15 protein-coding genes and 1 pseudogene are annotated in these 16,793 nt (G+C 67.8%); 7 read left to right on the forward strand and 9 right to left on the reverse strand.

The features are described 5' to 3' along the window. The 3 genes and pseudogenes from I5E_RS09315 to I5E_RS09325 form a co-directional block, all read left to right on the forward strand. Positions 1 to 595: pseudogene (locus tag I5E_RS09315) on the forward strand (hypothetical protein); the annotation flags it as partial. A gap of 99 nt (positions 596 to 694) precedes the next feature. Continuing rightward, positions 695 to 1,345, forward strand: coding sequence for an organomercurial lyase MerB (gene merB, locus I5E_RS09320; RefSeq protein WP_022906738.1), 651 nt, complete (start codon positions 695 to 697; stop codon positions 1,343 to 1,345). A 254-nt stretch (positions 1,346 to 1,599) separates the two neighbouring features. Then, on the forward strand, positions 1,600 to 2,964 hold the full coding sequence (locus I5E_RS09325; protein WP_022906739.1) for a dihydrolipoyl dehydrogenase family protein: 1,365 nt from the start codon (positions 1,600 to 1,602) through the stop codon (positions 2,962 to 2,964). A 372-nt stretch (positions 2,965 to 3,336) separates the two neighbouring features. Here the strand turns inward: I5E_RS09325 and I5E_RS09330 are convergent, their stop codons facing one another. The 6 genes from I5E_RS09330 to I5E_RS09360 form a co-directional block, all read right to left on the reverse strand. Next, on the reverse strand, positions 3,337 to 4,185 hold the full coding sequence (locus tag I5E_RS09330) for a cytochrome c biogenesis protein CcdA (protein WP_042723734.1): 849 nt from the start codon (positions 4,183 to 4,185) through the stop codon (positions 3,337 to 3,339). Between the two features lie 45 nt (positions 4,186 to 4,230). Then, complete coding sequence (locus I5E_RS24425; RefSeq protein WP_148286915.1) at positions 4,231 to 4,800, reverse strand: TlpA family protein disulfide reductase; 570 nt, start codon at positions 4,798 to 4,800, stop codon at positions 4,231 to 4,233. A 621-nt stretch (positions 4,801 to 5,421) separates the two neighbouring features. Next, entirely contained in the window at positions 5,422 to 6,051 is a 630-nt protein-coding gene (locus I5E_RS09345) for a recombinase family protein (protein WP_022906743.1), read from the reverse strand. A gap of 90 nt (positions 6,052 to 6,141) precedes the next feature. Then, the gene (locus tag I5E_RS09350; protein WP_022906744.1) at positions 6,142 to 7,359 is read right to left on the reverse strand and encodes a TniQ family protein; all 1,218 of its coding nucleotides are present in this window, start codon (positions 7,357 to 7,359) and stop codon (positions 6,142 to 6,144) included. Then, positions 7,356 to 8,261: a TniB family NTP-binding protein gene (locus I5E_RS09355; protein WP_022906745.1), complete on the reverse strand. Its 906-nt coding sequence runs from the start codon at positions 8,259 to 8,261 to the stop codon at positions 7,356 to 7,358. The genes I5E_RS09350 and I5E_RS09355 overlap by 4 nt, the downstream gene beginning before the upstream one ends. A 1-nt stretch (position 8,262) precedes the next feature. Next, positions 8,263 to 9,936 (reverse strand): Mu transposase C-terminal domain-containing protein, encoded by a 1,674-nt coding sequence (locus I5E_RS09360; protein WP_022906746.1) that lies wholly within the window; start codon positions 9,934 to 9,936, stop codon positions 8,263 to 8,265. A 224-nt stretch (positions 9,937 to 10,160) separates the two neighbouring features. Between I5E_RS09360 and I5E_RS09365 the strand changes: the two genes are divergently transcribed. Further along, positions 10,161 to 10,790 carry a hypothetical protein gene (locus I5E_RS09365; RefSeq protein WP_022906747.1) on the forward strand — a complete coding sequence of 210 codons (630 nt, stop codon included), beginning with the start codon at positions 10,161 to 10,163 and terminating at the stop codon, positions 10,788 to 10,790. Positions 10,791 to 10,816: 26 nt separating this feature from the next. Here the strand turns inward: I5E_RS09365 and I5E_RS22665 are convergent, their stop codons facing one another. After that, on the reverse strand, positions 10,817 to 11,329 hold the full coding sequence (locus I5E_RS22665; RefSeq protein ID WP_022906748.1) for an adenylyl-sulfate kinase: 513 nt from the start codon (positions 11,327 to 11,329) through the stop codon (positions 10,817 to 10,819). A 240-nt stretch (positions 11,330 to 11,569) separates the two neighbouring features. On the opposite strand from I5E_RS22665, the gene I5E_RS09375 reads away from it, so the two are divergent. After that, a complete protein-coding gene (locus I5E_RS09375; protein WP_022906749.1) occupies positions 11,570 to 12,046 on the forward strand; it encodes a GNAT family N-acetyltransferase in 477 nt (158 codons plus the stop codon). 1,027 nt (positions 12,047 to 13,073) lie between these two features. Here I5E_RS09375 and I5E_RS09380 read toward each other — a convergent pair. Then, complete coding sequence (locus tag I5E_RS09380; protein WP_022906750.1) at positions 13,074 to 13,478, reverse strand: hypothetical protein; 405 nt, start codon at positions 13,476 to 13,478, stop codon at positions 13,074 to 13,076. A gap of 51 nt (positions 13,479 to 13,529) precedes the next feature. After that, positions 13,530 to 13,886 (reverse strand): ArsR/SmtB family transcription factor, encoded by a 357-nt coding sequence (locus I5E_RS09385; protein ID WP_022906751.1) that lies wholly within the window; start codon positions 13,884 to 13,886, stop codon positions 13,530 to 13,532. A gap of 110 nt (positions 13,887 to 13,996) precedes the next feature. On the opposite strand from I5E_RS09385, the gene I5E_RS09390 reads away from it, so the two are divergent. Both I5E_RS09390 and I5E_RS21530 read left to right on the forward strand, forming a co-directional pair. Further along, positions 13,997 to 15,385 carry an FAD-dependent oxidoreductase gene (locus I5E_RS09390; RefSeq protein WP_022906752.1) on the forward strand — a complete coding sequence of 463 codons (1,389 nt, stop codon included), beginning with the start codon at positions 13,997 to 13,999 and terminating at the stop codon, positions 15,383 to 15,385. Then, positions 15,385 to 16,788, forward strand: a complete 1,404-nt coding sequence (locus tag I5E_RS21530) for an arsenic transporter (protein ID WP_022906753.1) — start codon at positions 15,385 to 15,387, stop codon at positions 16,786 to 16,788. The genes I5E_RS09390 and I5E_RS21530 overlap by 1 nt, the downstream gene beginning before the upstream one ends. Positions 16,789 to 16,793 lie beyond the last annotated feature (5 nt).

The following is a 16,793-nucleotide window of genomic DNA, read 5'->3' on the forward strand; positions in this document are numbered from 1 at the left end:
ACGGCAGCCGCTTCTTCCGGGCGGGGTCGAACAGCCCTTCCTCGGCGAGGGTCCGGCGCAGCCGTTCGAGGCGTTCGAGCAGACGACGAACCCGCGAGTCTGGGCAGCCGGCGACGTGACCGGGCACCCGGAGTACGTGTACGTCGCCGCGGCGCATGGCGCCCTCGTTGCCGAGAACGCGTTCAACGATGCCGGCCGGAAGATCGACTACGGCAACCTGCCGCGGATCATCTTCTCCAGTCCGACCGTCGCCGCCGTGGGGATGACGGACCGGCAGGCCAACGCGGCAGGGATCCAGTGCCGATGCCAGGTGGTGCCGTTGGAGTACGTGCCCCGCGCGCTGGTGAACCGGGACACGCGTGGGTTCATCAAGATGGTCGCCGAAGCGAGCACGGGCCGCATCGTCGGCATCACGGCGGTCGGGAAGGAAGCCGCGGACCTCGCCGCCGCGGGGGTCTACATCATCGCCGCGGGGATGACCGTCAATCAGGTCGGGGCACTGTGGAGCCCGTACCTGACGATGGCGGAGGGCATCAAGATCGCCGCGCAGTCCTTCAGCACCGACATCAGCAAACTCTCCTGCTGCGCCGCCTAACCGCACGCCGCCTCAGCTCAGCCCAGCCCCGCCCCGCTCAGCCCCGCCCAACACTCGCACTCGCACTCGCACTCGCATGCACAACGAAAGAGGATTTCGATGACTGAGAACACGTCCCTGGCCGATCGACTCACCTCCAGCGAGACCGGTCAGGAAGCATCCCTCTGGCTGCCGCTGCTGAACCTGCTCGCTCAGGGCGACCCCGTCGAGTTCAGCGCCCTCGCGGCAGCGACGGGACGCACTGAGGCGGACGTGCGGGAGGCGCTTGCCGCGGTGCCGGACATTGAGTACGAGTACGGCCGCATCATCGGTCAGGGACTCACCCTGCGTCCCACGCCCCACCGGTTCGAGGTCAACGGGGAGCAGCTGTACACCTGGTGCGCGTTGGACACCCTCATCTTCCCCACCCTGCTCGGCACCTCCGCTCGCGTCGAATCCGTCAGCCCCGCCTCGGGCAACCCGATCAATGTCACCGTCGGACCCGACGGGGTGCAGTCCGTATCCCCTGAGACGGCCGTGGTGTCCCTGGTGAACCCGGACGACATGACCTCCCTCCGGTCCGCGTTCTGCAACCAGGTGCACTACTTCACCTCCACAGAAGAGGCGCACGCGTGGATCGAGGCGCATCCCGGAGGGGAAGTCCTGCCGGTCACTGACGCGTACGCCCTCGGGCAGGGCATGGCGCGGACGATGATCGAGAACGCCGACGATGAGAACCGACCGGCTGCTGCACCTGGCGGCTGCTGCTAGCCCCACCGCGCCGGCACGTCGATGGTTGCCGCGCTGGCCAGGGCGACGGTGCACCCGGCCAGAGGTCCCAGCGGGCGAACGGATCTGCCCGCTGGCGCGACACGCCTCCGGCAGCAAGACGTGCTCGCTCCTCGTGACCGTGATGCGTCCAGGCGGCGTGAGCAGAATCGGCGCCACCCCGCGGGACAGCATGCGGCCGCCGATGCCCGGACTGAGCTGTCCGCGCATCGCACCTGAACGATCAATGATGACGAATGAAGGGCAAGCGGATGAGTGAGCGTGTGGACGTAGCGGTGCTGGGCATGGGGCCCGGCGGTGAGGTGGCGGCGAGCCGGCTGATGCAGGCCGGGAAGCGCGTCGCGGTGTTTGAGCGGGAGTTGATCGGTGGGGAGTGCGCTTACTGGGCCTGCATCCCGTCGAAGACGGTGTTGCGGCCATCCGAGGCGCAGACCGAGGTGCAGCGTGCTGCGGGCGTGGGCGGGGCGGAATTGAACTGGTCGGAGACCAGCGACTACCGCGACTACATGATCCGGAACTTGGATGACGCCGGCCAGGTCGAGGGATATAGCAAGCAAGGTGCGCTCGTGATCAAGGAGGATGCTCGCATCACCGGTCCTGGCCGCATCCAAGCCGGCGGCCAGGAAGTGATCGCCGAGCACATCATCATCGCCACCGGCTCCGACGCCGTCATCCCGCCGTTGGAGGGGCTGTCTGAGATCACGGCGTGGACGAACCGGGAGACCTACACCGCGACCACCCTGCCGGGCAGTGTCGTGATCGTCGGCGGGAGCGCCGTCGGGGTGGAGACCGCAACGTTCCTGTCCCGGTTCGGGGTGCACGTCACCCTCCTGCAGCGCGGAAACCGGTTGATCGACCGGGAAGAACCCCGCGTCGGGGAACTCGCCCACCATTACCTGGAAGCGGCTGGGGTGGACGTGCGGCTGAACGCTTCCGCGAAACGGGGTCGCCGCGACGGCGGAAGCAGCGTGATCGAGCTCGACGACGGCAGCACCGCCACCGGCGACGTCGTCATCTTCGCCACCGGCCGGAAACCACGCACCGCTGGCCTCGGGTTCGAGGACGTCGGCGTGAGCATCGGCCAGCACGGGCAGGTGCAGATCGACGAGCAGTGCAAGGCTGCCGAGAACGTCTGGGCGATCGGAGACGTGACCGGGGTGATGCCCTTCACGCACGTCGCGAAGTACCAGGGCCGGATCGCGGCCGAGGCGATCCTCGGCGGCAGCCGGAAAGCGTTCTACGACGGCATCCCACGTGTGGTGTTCGGGGAACCGGAGATCGCGGCCGCGGGGCTCACCCAGCAGCAAGCCGACCACGCCGGGCTGCGCACCGTTTCCACTGAACTGGACGTCGCCGATGCCATCGCCCGGCCCTGGACGTATGAGAAGGACCCTGTCGGGAACCTTGGGCTCCTGGTCGACACGGACGCGAAGGTCCTCATCGGAGCGTGGGCAGTCGCCCCGCTGGCTGGGGAGTGGATTCACCACGCCTCGCTCGCTATCCGCGCCCGGCTCCCGCTGGACACGCTCCGCGACCAGGTCGCCCAGTTCCCCACCTACCACGAGGCCTACCTCGCCGCCCTCGACAACATCAAGGCCTGAACACCGCCGGGAGCCTGTGCACGTCCGGCTCCCGGCGGTGTTCCGCGGGCATGATCGAGCGCGGCCGGCGTCGCCCGGCGGCCGACGCCGGCGCTCCCGGGCCCGAGACCGGGATGAACGGCAGGTCTGCTGAGGGCCTTTCACGACCGGGTCCCTCGAACCCAAATCAGCACAGTGAAAGGACGGCTGTGAAGCTTGAGAAGTGGTCGACGACGCACTCACCGCCTGGGTAGCCGGGTATGTCGGCACCAAGGCGATGGGGCCAGTGAGCATGAAGCTCTAGGAACTGGAATCCGCGCGAGCCCGAGTTCAGGAGGATGCCGCACGGCCGGGGCACCCCTACGAGTTGGCGGCGAAGAAAATCTTCGGTGTTTACGCCTCGTCGCTGTCAGCCCCGGCGGCGGTGGCCCGCGCGTGTGTGCGGGTCTTCGAGCGGGTGACGAGGGCGGCGGTCAGGATGACGGCGACAGTGACCAGCGCCGCCGTGACGATGAGGGCGATGTTGTTGCTGATGAAGCCGGTCATGGCGGCGGAGATGCGGCTGCCGGTCGTGGCGAGGCTCTCGTTCGCGCCGCCGGTGACGAGGGCCGGCGCCCAGTAGACAACGAGGTAGACGCCGGAGAGCAGCAGCACCGCTCCCGCGATCCTGGGCACGTACCGGGCGGTGCGGTGCAGGATCCGGGCGAGCAGTCCGCTGGCTAGCGCGGAGGACAGCCCCAGGAGCACCAGCACCGTGGCTGCTCCGGCGGCGTAGGCGGCGAAGACCACCATGAGGCTTCCGACGTTGCCAGCAGCCAACGCTTGGCCGATCACGGCCAGGAGCACCGCGAGGGTGCAGGACAGTGACGCCACTCCGTACGCCGCCCCGAACGCGACCATCGCGCCCGGGCCGCGCCCTTGCCGGGTGAGCCGACTGGAGTTCATGCTCAACCCGACGTGCCGGCCGGCGAGCAGGGCGATACCCAGCCCGACCAGCAGGACCCCGACCAGCACCGCCACCCACGGCACTGCCCCAATCAGGGTGCGCAGGCCGAGCGCGACCAACAGCCCGGTCACGGTCAGCACCCCGGCGAACCCCGCACTGACCAGCAGGCCAGCACCGAGCCCGGCCAGCGCACGCCGCACGGCGCCCTGCCGGGCACCGGCTTCGTCACGGCCGATGTAGTACGCCAGAAACGCGGGCAGCATCGCGAACCCGCAGGGGTTCACGGTGGACAGCATCCCCGCCGCGAACGCGAAGGCGAAGGTACCCAGCACGGCTGCCCCTTACGCGCCGGCGGCGGCGATCGCCGCGGCCGTCTGCGCCGCCGTGGGGTCCACGCCTCGGTAGACGACGCGTCCGGTCTTGTTCAGCACCACCGTCAAGCCGAGCGCGTCGACGTTGAACCGCTTCAGTAGCGTCCCGTCGTCCCGCACCACGGACAGTGGTGGGTTCCCGACGGACCGCATGAAATCGTGGATCACCTGCACCGGCTCGCCCGGGTCCAGGTCCACCGCGATGGCCTGCACACCCGAACCCGCCTTCCTCACCCCGGCACCGACCGTCGTGGCACCCGCAGCGCAACTCGAACACGACGCGGTGAAGAAATACAGCAGCGCCGGCTTGTTGCCCGGCACCGTGAGCTTTGTTCCTGACACCGTCTGCACCGTCGCGGGCGCGATGGAGGACCCCGCCCCCGCATTCGCACCGGCAACCCCGCCTGCGCCTCCAAAAGCCTGCGAGGAGGAGGCGGCAGCAGAGCTCCCTGCCGATCCGGGCGCGGCGGCGGTCGAGGTGTGCGCTCCGCACCCGCTCAACAGCACCGCGACCGCGATCCCTATCGAGGAGACCATCACTGCCCGCCCCCGATGGCTTCCCAGCACCCTGGAGACCGACCCCCGCATCACGGGCGGCCCGCCCGATCAGCGGAGTGCGCCCCGTTCTCGGCCGGCTGCACCCGGGCCCGCTTCGGCGGGAGTGCACAGCAGTCATCGACCATCACCGGCGCTACCTGCTCAGCTACCCCGTCAACGGCGGTGCTGTTCGCGTCAACCGAACGGGCGGTCGAGCGGCGTCGAGTCCGAACGAGGGTGTACACCACAGCAGCGGCCACGACCAGGCCTGCCACGGCGAGCACCGGCCAACTCCGCAGGGCGCCAGCAGCCACCGCGAGTCCGCCGGCCGCAATCAGCGCCGGACCCGCGCAACAGGCCATAAGCAGCCCCACCGCGCCGAGGGCGATCAGCACCCCGCCCATTCCGCCGCCACGATTCTCAGACATCGCACTCCGATCCGCCGTCAGCCGTATCTCAGAACGAGACTCCCGCTGGTACTGCGCCTGATCATGCACCTTGCCCTAAGGGGCAATGTCAAGCACCCTGCGACGGCACTCACGGGCACGAAGCCAAACGGGCACAGCGCTCTCCGATCAGCCAGCAGTCCGACCCTCGTGCGCGACCCCATTCACGCACCACTGGTCACTTCCTCGGCGGGCGCTTCCGTCCTAGCACTCGTGCACCATCGGCTCGGATCTCGCCGGTCGGCGAAACGTGGCGGTAGAGCGTCTGCCGGGATATGCCGAGTTCCTCACAGAGCTCCCCAACGTTCGTCTCCGGGTTCCCCATCGCGGCCATCGCTGTCCGCACCTTGGCCGGTGTCATCGTGAACGGCCGCCCGCCGACGCGTCCGCGCGCCCGGGCGGAGGCAAGCCCGGCGTGTGTCCGCTCGGAGATCAGCTCCCGTTCGAACTCGGCCAGCGCGGCGAAGATCCCGAACACAAGCTTCCCGGCAGCGGTCGTGGTGTCGATCGCGGCTCCCTGCCCGGTGAGGACCTTCAACCCGACGCCTCGGGCGGTGAGGTCGTGAACGGTGTTCACGAGGTGGTGCAGGTCCCGACCCAGCCGGTCGAGTTTCCAGACGACAAGCGTGTCCCCGTCACGAAGCGACTTCAGGCACGAGACGAGCCCTGGCCGGTCGTCCTTTTTCCCTGACGCGTGATCGTGATACAGCTGCTCCTCCCCGACGCCCGCGGCGAGGAGTGCATCGCGTTGCAAGTCAGTGGTCTGGCTGCCGTCGGCTTTCGAGACGCGCATGTACCCCACGAGCATGACCGCTCCTCCTGTCACTTATACGTTCGATTACGTGACACGACGGCCGAGGAGCAGCTTGCCCCTCGCACGTGTCACCTAACCACTCACTTATTCTATGACCCGTGAACGGGCGGAAACGTCATTGTGTGATGGGTTCGGGAGGGGGATGTCGAGATCGGTGAGGATCTTGCGGGCGTTGTCGGTTCCTCCTGGTCCCCAGGCGAGGAACCGGAAGAGTTGGTCGGCGGCCGTCGAGTCGTTGCGGGCGAGGCCGATGGCTTCTTCAAGGTTCTGCACGACCTCCTTCCACCGATCGTCGAGACTCATCTCGCTCTGGGTCGCGCGTCGGCCCTCGCGAGCTGGCCGAGGACTCGCGGGCGGAGGTGCCGGGAGGAAGAGTTGACCGTCTGTGCCGGCGGGCGTGATGGTGCGGGACTCGGTCAGGGCGATCGCGGCCGCGGCTGCTTCCAGGAACGTCTCTTGTACGGGGCCGGGGAGGGTTTCGTAGGGCCGCCACGTGCTTCGCCCTCCGCGAGGCGGCTGGCCGATGCTGTCCCAGACGATGTTGAGCGTGGCGGAGTGTCGCCGGGCATGGGTGGGGAAGGTGGCGAGTTCATCGACGAGGGTTCGCAGTAGTCGGAACCAGACGGCGGCGGGGACCTGGCGTCTGGGGAGCGTGACGAAGCCGGTGCGCAGGGCGTCTTCTGTTCGCTGGTCCATGGCTCTCACCGCGGGTGGGGCGGCCCGGGGGTCGTGCTGACTGTCGGTCCAGAAGACGCGGGTCTCGTGCACCCCGTAGATCGATTCCAGGTAGCAGCCATGGTCCGGGCAGCTCAGCGCGAGTGGCAGCTGACTCAGGAGCCGCAACCTCGGTACCCGGGCGGAATCCGCGACGCAGGCCGGGCACGCCCGCCGAAGCGGCGTCGGCGGGAGCCACGCCCGCCAGCCCGGCGTCATCCTGGGCTGGATGGTGCGTGGCGTGAGAAGGATCGAGTGCTGGTGGACGTAGCTGGAGAACACGTCCGGGTCATCGGACGGGTCCAGAGTGTTCACCACCGTGGGAACCAGCCCGGCGATCGTCATCGCGCGGAGCTGTGCGACGGATCGCCCGGTGTGCCGGGCGATCTCGTTAAGGAACTGTCGGGGTGGGTCACGATCCAGGCCGGAGGCCACTCGACCAAGAGCCTGAAACGAGATGTCGTTGAGGTTGCCCAGCAACTCGGTGAGGGACAACCCGTGCGCAGATGCGACACGGATGAGCCACGACGACAGCGCTTCTCCGTTGTCGGGTTCCGGGTGCCACGGCCACCGGGTTGGTGCTCTCATCCGAGTTCCCGTTCGAACAGTCGCCGCCGTTCCGTGGGGCCGGCGTAGTCCGCCAGGAGCAGGGTCTTGGTGTTGATGCGCTCCTCTCCGGATTCCACGGCAGCGATCGCGGCGTCGGTGAGGAGGCGGGTCAGTTCTCCGATGGTGCCCTCGCTGCGTGTGAGAAGGTACGTCGCCATCTCCGACGTGGCGATGTTCGACGGGCGGCGGAGCGGAAAGGACGCCGCGAAGCTGGCCAAGAGAGCGCGGGTCTCAGTGTTCGGTTCCCAGCGGGGAAGGGTGAAGGGTTCGAACCGGTTCTCGAGTTGATCATCGGATCGGATCGCGAGGTACGCGTCGCGGGTCCCGCCGCCGACAAGGGGGATGCGCAGCTCGTTGCCCAGGAACCGGAGCAGGTTCAGAAACTCCCGACGGACGGGTCCCGTCCCGGAGAGAACGTTGTGGAGTTCGTCGATGACGAGGACCTGCACGCCGACGTCCCGCAGAAGACCGAGGGCGACTTGTTCCAGTTCCGCGAGCCGCTGCCGGGGACGAAGCGGTGCGCCCATCGCGCCCAGGAGGGAGACGTAGAAACGGATGACGGTGGGGTCCGAGGGCATCTGCACCACCAGGACCGGGATCTGCTCCCGGTCCGGGAGCGACACCGGCGGGTGGGTGCGGCGGAACTTCTCGATGATCATCGACTTGCCGTTGTTCGTCGGCCCCAACAGCAGCAGGTTCGGCATTCGCTGCTTCCGCGGCCATACGAACAACGCGTCTAAGCGGGCCAGCGCGTCGGTGGCGTGGGTGTAGCCGATCCACCGATCAGAACGGATGTGCGCGAGGCGTTCCTCCGCCGGCAGCTGGGCGACACGTTGCCCGGCCTCGGTCAGGTGGGACAGGTCGACCAGGTCATCATCCACGTCACCACTCCTCGATCTCCGCAAACGGCACCACACCCGCCGGCGAACCCGCGCCGGAATCCCTTTCCTCAGGTGGGGTGAGCACCGCGTCGGCAGGAGCAGGCTTCGAAGGTGTGACGGCGCGCCGTTCAGTGTCGCGTCGCGCGCGTTTCGTCGTCCGCGCGGCCGCGGTGACGACGTCGCGCATCAACTCGATCTGACGGAACAACGCATCTTCGTCGACCTCCGCTCGCCCTTCCGCCCGGAGCGCCGCCACGGCGGCCTTCTGCTCCCACACACTCACCGGTGGATGCGACAACCGCCGGTACGGCACCGCCAGGTACTCCGTTCCTTCTGGGTCAAGGACCCACACGCGGCTGATGTCTCGGGGGTCTCGACGGATCACGAACCGGCCAAGCTGCTCCCGCCTCGCAATCCACGGCTTCAACGCATCGGAGAAGTACTGAACGTGATCGATCGTGAACCCCGACCTCGTCAAGGTGCGGCGGATGACCGGGAGGAAGTCGATCAGGAACGCGGCCGGGTTCACCACCACGACCGGTTCCGCCTCGGCCAGCCCCGCGTTCCACCGGCCCGCCGGTGTGCGCCCGATTCCCCCATGGATGCTCCCGTGGTAGCTCGCGATCGCGAGCACCAGCCACCGCTCCAACTCCCGCAACGTCAACGCCGCCGTCTTCTCGGAGTCATACCCGCCCCGCTCCTGCGGGTTGGAGAACGTCGTCCCAGGCAGCTCGTGGACCGTCTTCATCATCGTCCCAATGACCCGCTCCACAATCCCTCCGTAGTGCGGCTGCCCCGGCGGCCGGTACCGCAACCGGATGCCGTGCTGCTCGCACCCACGACGCAGAGCATCGCTGTGGAACTCGGCCGCGTTATCGAGATACAACTCCACCGGCTTCCCACTCATCGGCCACGACGCCGCTACTCCGAGCTGCTCCAACCATCCCCGCTTGTCCGTGACCATGCTCGACAGGCACAACCCCGCCGACAGTGCAGACGGCGCCTCCAACGTGACCACCAAGCCAACGATGCTGCGGCTGAACACATCGATCCCGACCGTGACGTAGGGGCGACCGATCGGGAGGCGACGCCGTTCGTCGACGACGATGACATCCACCGGGGTGTGATCGATCTGCACCTGATCCAGCACATGCCGCACCGGAGGCACCGCCCCGCCCGCGCTCTGACGAGCACGCACCGCATCAGCACCCTCCCGCCGACCGACCTGCTTCACCGGATCGATCTGGCCGATCCGCCGAACGAGGCTCCCCCGGGACGGGACGCGGAGCCCGCCGAGGCGGCAGAGCCGGGCAACCTCCCGGTACACCGCCGCCACGCTGCGCCGCTGCCGACTCAAGTAATGCGTTCGGATCGCCTCGCCAACGACGTCCTCCACTGCGCCCGGCAGCCGGCGACCGCCGGCCGGTGCACCAGGACGCCCCGGCAGAAGGTCCGAGGCGACACCCGCGCCCGAGCGCCATCGGCGTAAGAGCTCGTAGACGTACCGGCGAGACAGGCCCAAGGCAGAAGCTGCCTCATTCACCCGATCAGCACCCGCATGCTCGTGAGACGCAAGCTCACCGATCACCTCGGCCCGAAGGACCGCCACACTCCACGACCCAGCCGACGCCGTGAGAACGCCTCGCTCAACCTCGGACTGCTCCGACCCGTCCATCTCCCGACCTCACCGCCGCGCACCCCCCCCCGTTCGAGGTCGACGGTAGTGCACACAATCGCGAACATCTAGATGTCCGCGAAATCAAGCACAAGCCCCGAGCCCAGGCCCAACCCCGTGCACGAAAAGGCGGACATCGACAGTGGGAGTCCGAAGCCCCCACAGGCATCTCCTGGCTCACGGGCGGACCTGCTATCGGGACGGTGTTCTCGTAGTGTGCGGGGATGCAGTGGCAGCAGGAGCTTCTCGATCAGCTCGGTGTCGCGAGCCCGGCCGTGGACTCGGTTCGGCCGTACGGTTCCGTGCTCACACCCTCGGAACTTGATCGGTGGAGCGACCTTGACGCAGAGATCGACCTCTCCACAGAGGTCGAGGGCCAAATGCTCCTCGGAGCTGAACTATGGGCATGGCAAAGCAGTCTCGACGACGACGCACAGCGGGTGCGCGCCGTGCTGCGGGACGGTCGTCGCTGCGACCTGGCGGTACGTGGTGCAATCCTCACGCTTCCGCAGCCGCCCGTCGACAACGCCGTGCGGTTCGACCTGGCCCTCGCGGCGACACGCTTCGGCCGGGGCGCGAACGCCATCGGGCTGCACCTCACCCTCGGGGTGGTCCGTGAAGCCCTCGTGCACAGCATGATCTTTGCGGATCGGCAGAGTGGCACCGCGCACCACCGGTCGGGAACGCCCACCGACGTCGTGGCTGCAGAGGCGCTGACGCTGCTGTCCACTGCCCCGACACCAGCTCTGACGCTGCGAGCCGCGGAGTTCTATGCCGAGAGTCGGGCACTGATCGAGGCGGACTACGAGCCCGATTGGAGTGGCCTGACAGCGATCGTCACGCCATCGAGCTAGGCACTCGCCGCCGGATGGCACATCGATCATCGGACAGCCGACTCCGCCGCCATCCAAGCGTCACGGATGCGCTCGATCTGCTCGTCCACGGTCATCCCTGTGACGTCGAGGACGAGGTCTACCGGCGGCGGAGTGGCACTGATTCGGTGCAGCAGCTCGAACTCCTCCTCCGTGATGTAGACCGGACGGGTCGTTGCTCGTTTGCGGGCCTCGTCGAGGGTGATAGCCAAGTGCACGATGAAGCACGCAGGCAGCTCCGAGCGGTACACGGGTAGGACCTCCGCGGTCACGATGTCGGAGGCCGTGACCGCGAATCCAGCATCGCTGAGATTGCGTGCGAGGCTTGCGGTGTTGCGGGCGGCCAGCGCGTGTTGCGCCCTGCCTTCCGGGCCCGACCACAGCGTCGCGGCACCGGCGACGACGACCTGACGGATGTCGTCACCATCGATATAAGCTGCGCGCTTCTGATCGGCTGCGAGAGCCCGAGCGCAGGTCGTCTTACCGGCTGCCGGGCCGCCCGAGAGGAGCAGTGGTCGCATCGTCGAGTCCTCCCGCCAGCGGATTGCCTCAGACTAACCACGCGTTCCGGTAGGCGGTCGGTGACCGGTGCGCGTGAGGACGTATCTCTTCCCCGGCTGACATCCCCTGGTTACCGTGGCCACATGAACTGCTTCGCGAGCTGGCGCACGCGTGACTGAAGGGACGGCTTAGGCCGTCGCTCTCCTCCACCCCAACCCCGGGCGTGGAGCCTTCAGACTGCTCACGAAAGAAGCACACCCATGCACATCCGCGACTGCACGCCGCTCGACCTGCCCGCGCTCACCGCTCTCACGATCGAGACGTTCCGGCCGCTCCTCGCCGGCTCCCTCGTGCAGCTACGGGCCGAAGTCACCGCGCACGACCATGGGCACTGGGAAGACGACTACCGCAAGGAAGTCCCTTCCCTGCTCGCTCCCGACGAGGGTCGCTTCATCACGCTGGCGGAAGAACACGGCGAACCGCTCGGCTACGTCGGCTGGAACACCACCGGTGCGACCTCTGGACGACTGGAGATGGTTGCCGTTCACCCTGACGCTCGACGGCGCGGAGTCGCGCGAGCGCTCTGCTTGGCGGCGCTGACCAGGCTCGGAGAGCTTGGGGTCACCGTGGTGCACATCGGAACGGGCGGCGACGAGTTCCACGCCCCGGCACGAGCCCTTTACGAATCCCTCGGCTTCATCCCGTACCCGACCGTCGACTACGCCCGGACTCTCTAATCGAAGCCGGGAGGGCTACCGCGCGTAGCCCTCCCGGCCCGATGAACTGCGCCTGACGGCGTCTCGATGCCCGATCGTCCATCGAGACTCGGCTTACATCAGGACAAGCAATCTGGCACTAGCACCGGACACCGACCCCGTGGCGGGAGCGTCGCCGCGCCAGCCCCGGACAGGCTGGCCGGCGGCCGACAGTTGTTGTCGTCCGCCAACTAAGTTGTCCAACTGCCACACAACCTGTCCTGAAATACGGAGGTGGACACCTTATTTGGCAGTCCTGTCGGTCTCCCTCAGACCTGAGTGACGACGCGGTGGCGTCGTGACCGCTCCCAACCTCGGTGCCCGCGAGGAGTCGTGCACCCCTACTCTGAATTAAGCGAGCCCGGAGCTCAGGTCGTCCCGCCGAACTGCCCGCCGTCGATGCTCGATGCTGACTCGGTCGGGGAACAGGTTGATGAGTACCAGTAGGTACGCCTAGCCGTCGGGTTGCGGCGTCTCGTCGGGGATCGGTTCATGGGGGGTACCGCATGATCGTGTTTCCGTGCGCCGCGTAAAACAGGACCTCACCGGTGAGCAGGGCGTCAACGACCGAGTGACGTTTACGTCGGCTCCCCAGGTCGCCGCGGAACATCCACAGCGCCCTGTCCGCCTGCTTCTGCCAGTGGTCCCATGCCTCCTCGGGCCCGGCAGCGTGTCACCGGCTGGCTCGATCGTCCACGTGCCTCGATCCCCAAGGACCCATGTGAGAGTGGCCGGTCGGGACGAATCGGGCTGGAACCGCAATGTTTCTGGCCCGTTCTCTTCACCGGTGACGGTCAAGCGCGGAGCGTTGAAGTGACGGCGGACCGCAGAGTGGTCGACCTGGTGCACTGGCCACTGATAGCGGATCTCGAGCACTCCCGTTGTCACGCGAACCTCCCGCGACTCCGAGCTGATCGCTGACTCATCGGGCCGTATCTGTAGACGGGCACGTCACTAATGATCGCCACTGCGGACCCATCCTGCAGAACCGCTGCACCGGATCGTGCGATCAGAATTGGACGTAGCCGTTCCAGGCCGCCTCTGCTTTTACTTCGTCATCGCCGAAGATGTCGGGGTCGACCGGGAAGTGCTCGTTCCGGAAGTGGTCCAGCTCCAGCTGCGCACGATCTCGAAGCGTCGCTCGGTCCTGGTCAGGGTGCCCCAAAGCAAGCATGGCAGTGCGCCGCTCGACAACGGCGGCCCACAGTTGTCGTCGGCTGACCTCCGCGATCAGCTGCGAAGCAACGAGCATCGAGTTGAACTCGAGCGATCCAGCGAACCGGTCCATCAAGGTGACGAGGTCCCTGTCCTTCACCTCGGTGAACACCTTCGGCTGCTTGCGTTGCTGCTCCATCATCCAGCGGATCTGTGCACGGGCGTCCGCAATCGGATTCGGTTCCTGCTCGTCGGTCATGTCTTCATCCTCACCGTGCGGAGGCTTCGCCGCGAGGGAAGTTCCGTCGTCTCAGCGTGTGGGCGAGGTCAGCAGAGCGGCGACGGACTCGAGCGCGCCGGGGATGAGGGAGAAGTAGGCCCAGGTGCCGCGCTTTTCGCGGTGCAGGATGCCGGCGTCGACGAGCACCTTGAGGTGGTGCGACACGGTCGGCTGGGACAGGCCGAGCGGTTCCTGCAGGTCACAGACGCACGCTTCCGCGCCCTCGTGCGCGGCGACCATCGAGATCAACCGCAAACGCGCGGGATCTGCGATCGCCTTCAACGACTTCGCCAGGACCTCCGCGGACTCCTGCGTCATCGCTTCGGTCGTGACGGGCGAGCAGCACGCGGTGACGTCCTGGATGGGGAGCAGCTCGATCGTCGTCATCACACCATCATCCCACGGACTTCGACACACGTCTATATTTGCCTTCATCGATATCGACATGCTTCGATGTCCTTGCTTGTCTCCCGCTGATCTGTGAAGGACCGACCACGATGACTCACCTTGTTGCCGTTGGCGGCAGCGACGCTGGCATCGCCGCGGCGCTGCGCGCCCGTGAGCTGGACCCGTCGACCGATGTGACCGTGGTCCTTGCGGACGAGTTCCCGAACTTCTCGATCTGCGGCATCCCCTACTGGGTCTCGGGCGACGTCGTCACGGAAGCGTCCCTCGCGCACCGCACCCGCGCCGATCTCGAAGCCGCCGGCATGACCGTCCGCTCCTCCACATGGGCCTCTGCGGTCGACGTGGACCGTCGCCGCCTCACGGTCACCGGACATGACGGTGAGGAAGAGCTGCCGTACGACGAGCTGCTGATCGGGACTGGCGCTGAGCCGGTCCGCCCGGCCGGGATCCCGTTCGGTGAGCCCGGGATTCACCTGCTGCACTCGATGACCGACGCCGAGCAGGTCGTCGCTGCCCTGGAGCTGCTGCCTACCGGCAGCCGCGTCGCGGTCGTTGGCGCCGGCTACATCGGCCTCGAAATGACCGAGGGACTCGTCGCCCGCGGGTTCGACACGACGTTGATCCAGCGCGGCCCGGAAGTGCTCTCCACCCTCGATCCGGAACTCGGGTCCCTGGCCACCGCGGAGGTCCGCCGACACGGCGCAACCGTGCTGACCGGGGGGACCGTCACCGGCATCACCCCAACCAGAGGCGGGCAGTGGCGGGTGACGACGGCGACAGCCGCTCGGGATGAAGAGGGCACGTTCGCGCTCGTGGTGGTCTGCGTCGGCGTGCGGCCGGTGACGGACCTCGCGACCGCAGCGGGTGCGCAGCTCGGGCAGGCCGGCGCGATCGTCGTCGACGAGCAGATGCGCACCGGGGTGCCGCACGTATGGGCTGCGGGCGACTGCGTCGTGACGCATCACCGGCTGCTCGGGACGACGTGGCTGCCGCTCGGGACGACGGCGCACAAGCAGGGCCGTGTCGCCGGGGAGAACATGCTCGGCGGGTCCCGGACCTTCGCCGGTTCGGTGGGGACGCAGGTGGTGAAGGTGTTCGACCTCGTCGCCGCCCGCACCGGTCTCCGCCACCACGAGACCGCTGCGCTCGACGTGTCCCCACTGACCCGTGTCACGGTCGCGGATGACCACAAGCGGTACTACCCAGGCGCGGTGCCACTGACGATCAGCGTCACCGGCGACCACACGTCCGGCCGGCTCCTCGGCGCGCAGATCGTCGGGGAACGGTCTGCGGAGATCAGTAAGCGCATCGACACGTACGCCACCGCCCTCCACGCCGGCCTCTCGGTGGACGACGTGATCGACTTGGACCTCAGCTACACGCCACCGCTCGGGTCCCCGTGGGATGCCGTGCAGGTCGCCGCGCAGGGCTGGGAGCGCGCCGCCGCGGCAGCGAACCAGGCCGGGGTGGGCGTCTGATGGTGCTGGCGGTCGTCGCCGCGGCGATCTTCGTCGCGACGCTCGTGGTGGTGATCTGGCAGCCCAAGGGCTTCCCGATCGGCTACACCGCCCTCATCGGCGCGGTCGTCGCCCTCGCGACCACGGTCGTCGGGCTCGGGGACGTGCCGACGGTGGTCGGGATCGTGTGGAACGCGACGCTGACGTTCGTCGCGGTGGTGCTGATCTCGTTGATCCTCGACGAGGCCGGCTTCTTCGAGTGGGCAGCGCTCCACGTGGCCCGGTGGGGTCGCGGGAACGGTCGGCTGCTGTTCGTGCTGATCGTCGGCCTCGGCGCGGTCATCGCGGCCGTGTTCGCCAACGACGGGGCCGCGCTGATCCTCACTCCGATCGTCGTCGGGATGCTCCGCGCGTTGAACATGCCGGCGAAGGCGGCGCTGGGGTTCATCCTCGCCACCGGGTTCATCGCCGACACCGGCAGCCTGCCGCTGGTGGTGTCGAACCTGGTCAACATCGTCTCCGCCGACTACTTCGGCCTCGGGTTCGCCGAGTACGCCGCCGTCATGGTGCCCGTCGGCATCGTGTCCGTGCTGGCGTCCCTCGGGATGCTGCTGGCGTACTTCGGCCGGTCGATCCCGAAGCGGTACGACGTTCTCGCTCTCACCCGTCCGGCCGCCGCGGTGAAGGACCGGGCGACGTTCCGCGCCGGATGGGTGGTCCTCGCCGTGCTGCTGGTCGGCTACTTCGCCGCCGACCCGCTCGGGGTGCCCCTCGCCGCGGTCGCGGGTGTCGGCGCGGTCGTGATCGTTCTCGTTGCTGCCCGGCAACCCGCGTTCCTCTTCGCCCGTCAGGCTGCGTCCCCGGTCCTCGTCACGACCGGCGGCACCGCCGCCGTCACCGGCGGCAGTGGTGGCACCGGTGGCGGGTCGGGGCGGGTGATTCCGGTGTGGAAGACGATCCGGGAGGCGCCGTGGCAGATCGTGCTGTTCTCGATCGGCATGTACCTCGTCGTGTACGGGCTGCAGAACCAGGGCCTCACCGACTACCTCGCGAAGCTGTTCGATGTGTTCGGGGACCACGGGGTCCTCGTCACCGCGCTCGGGGTCGGGTTCGTGATCGCGATCCTCGCGTCGCTGATGAACAACATGCCGACCGTCCTCATCGCCGCCCTCGCGATCGGCGGAGCCGGAGCGACCGGCCTGACCCACGAAGTGATGATCTACGCCAACGTCATCGGCTCCGACCTCGGCCCGAAGATCACACCGATCGGGTCGTTGGCAACGCTGCTGTGGTTGCACGTGCTCGATCGGAAGGGCATCCACATCGGCTGGGGGCAGTACTTCCGCACCGGCATCGTGCTGACCGTCCCCGTCCTCGCCGTCACCCTGACAGCCCTCGCCGGCTGGCTCACCCTCATCCGATGACCGCC

The sequence above is a fragment of the Curtobacterium sp. B18 genome (assembly GCF_000333375.1).
Classification (GTDB): domain Bacteria; phylum Actinomycetota; class Actinomycetes; order Actinomycetales; family Microbacteriaceae; genus Curtobacterium.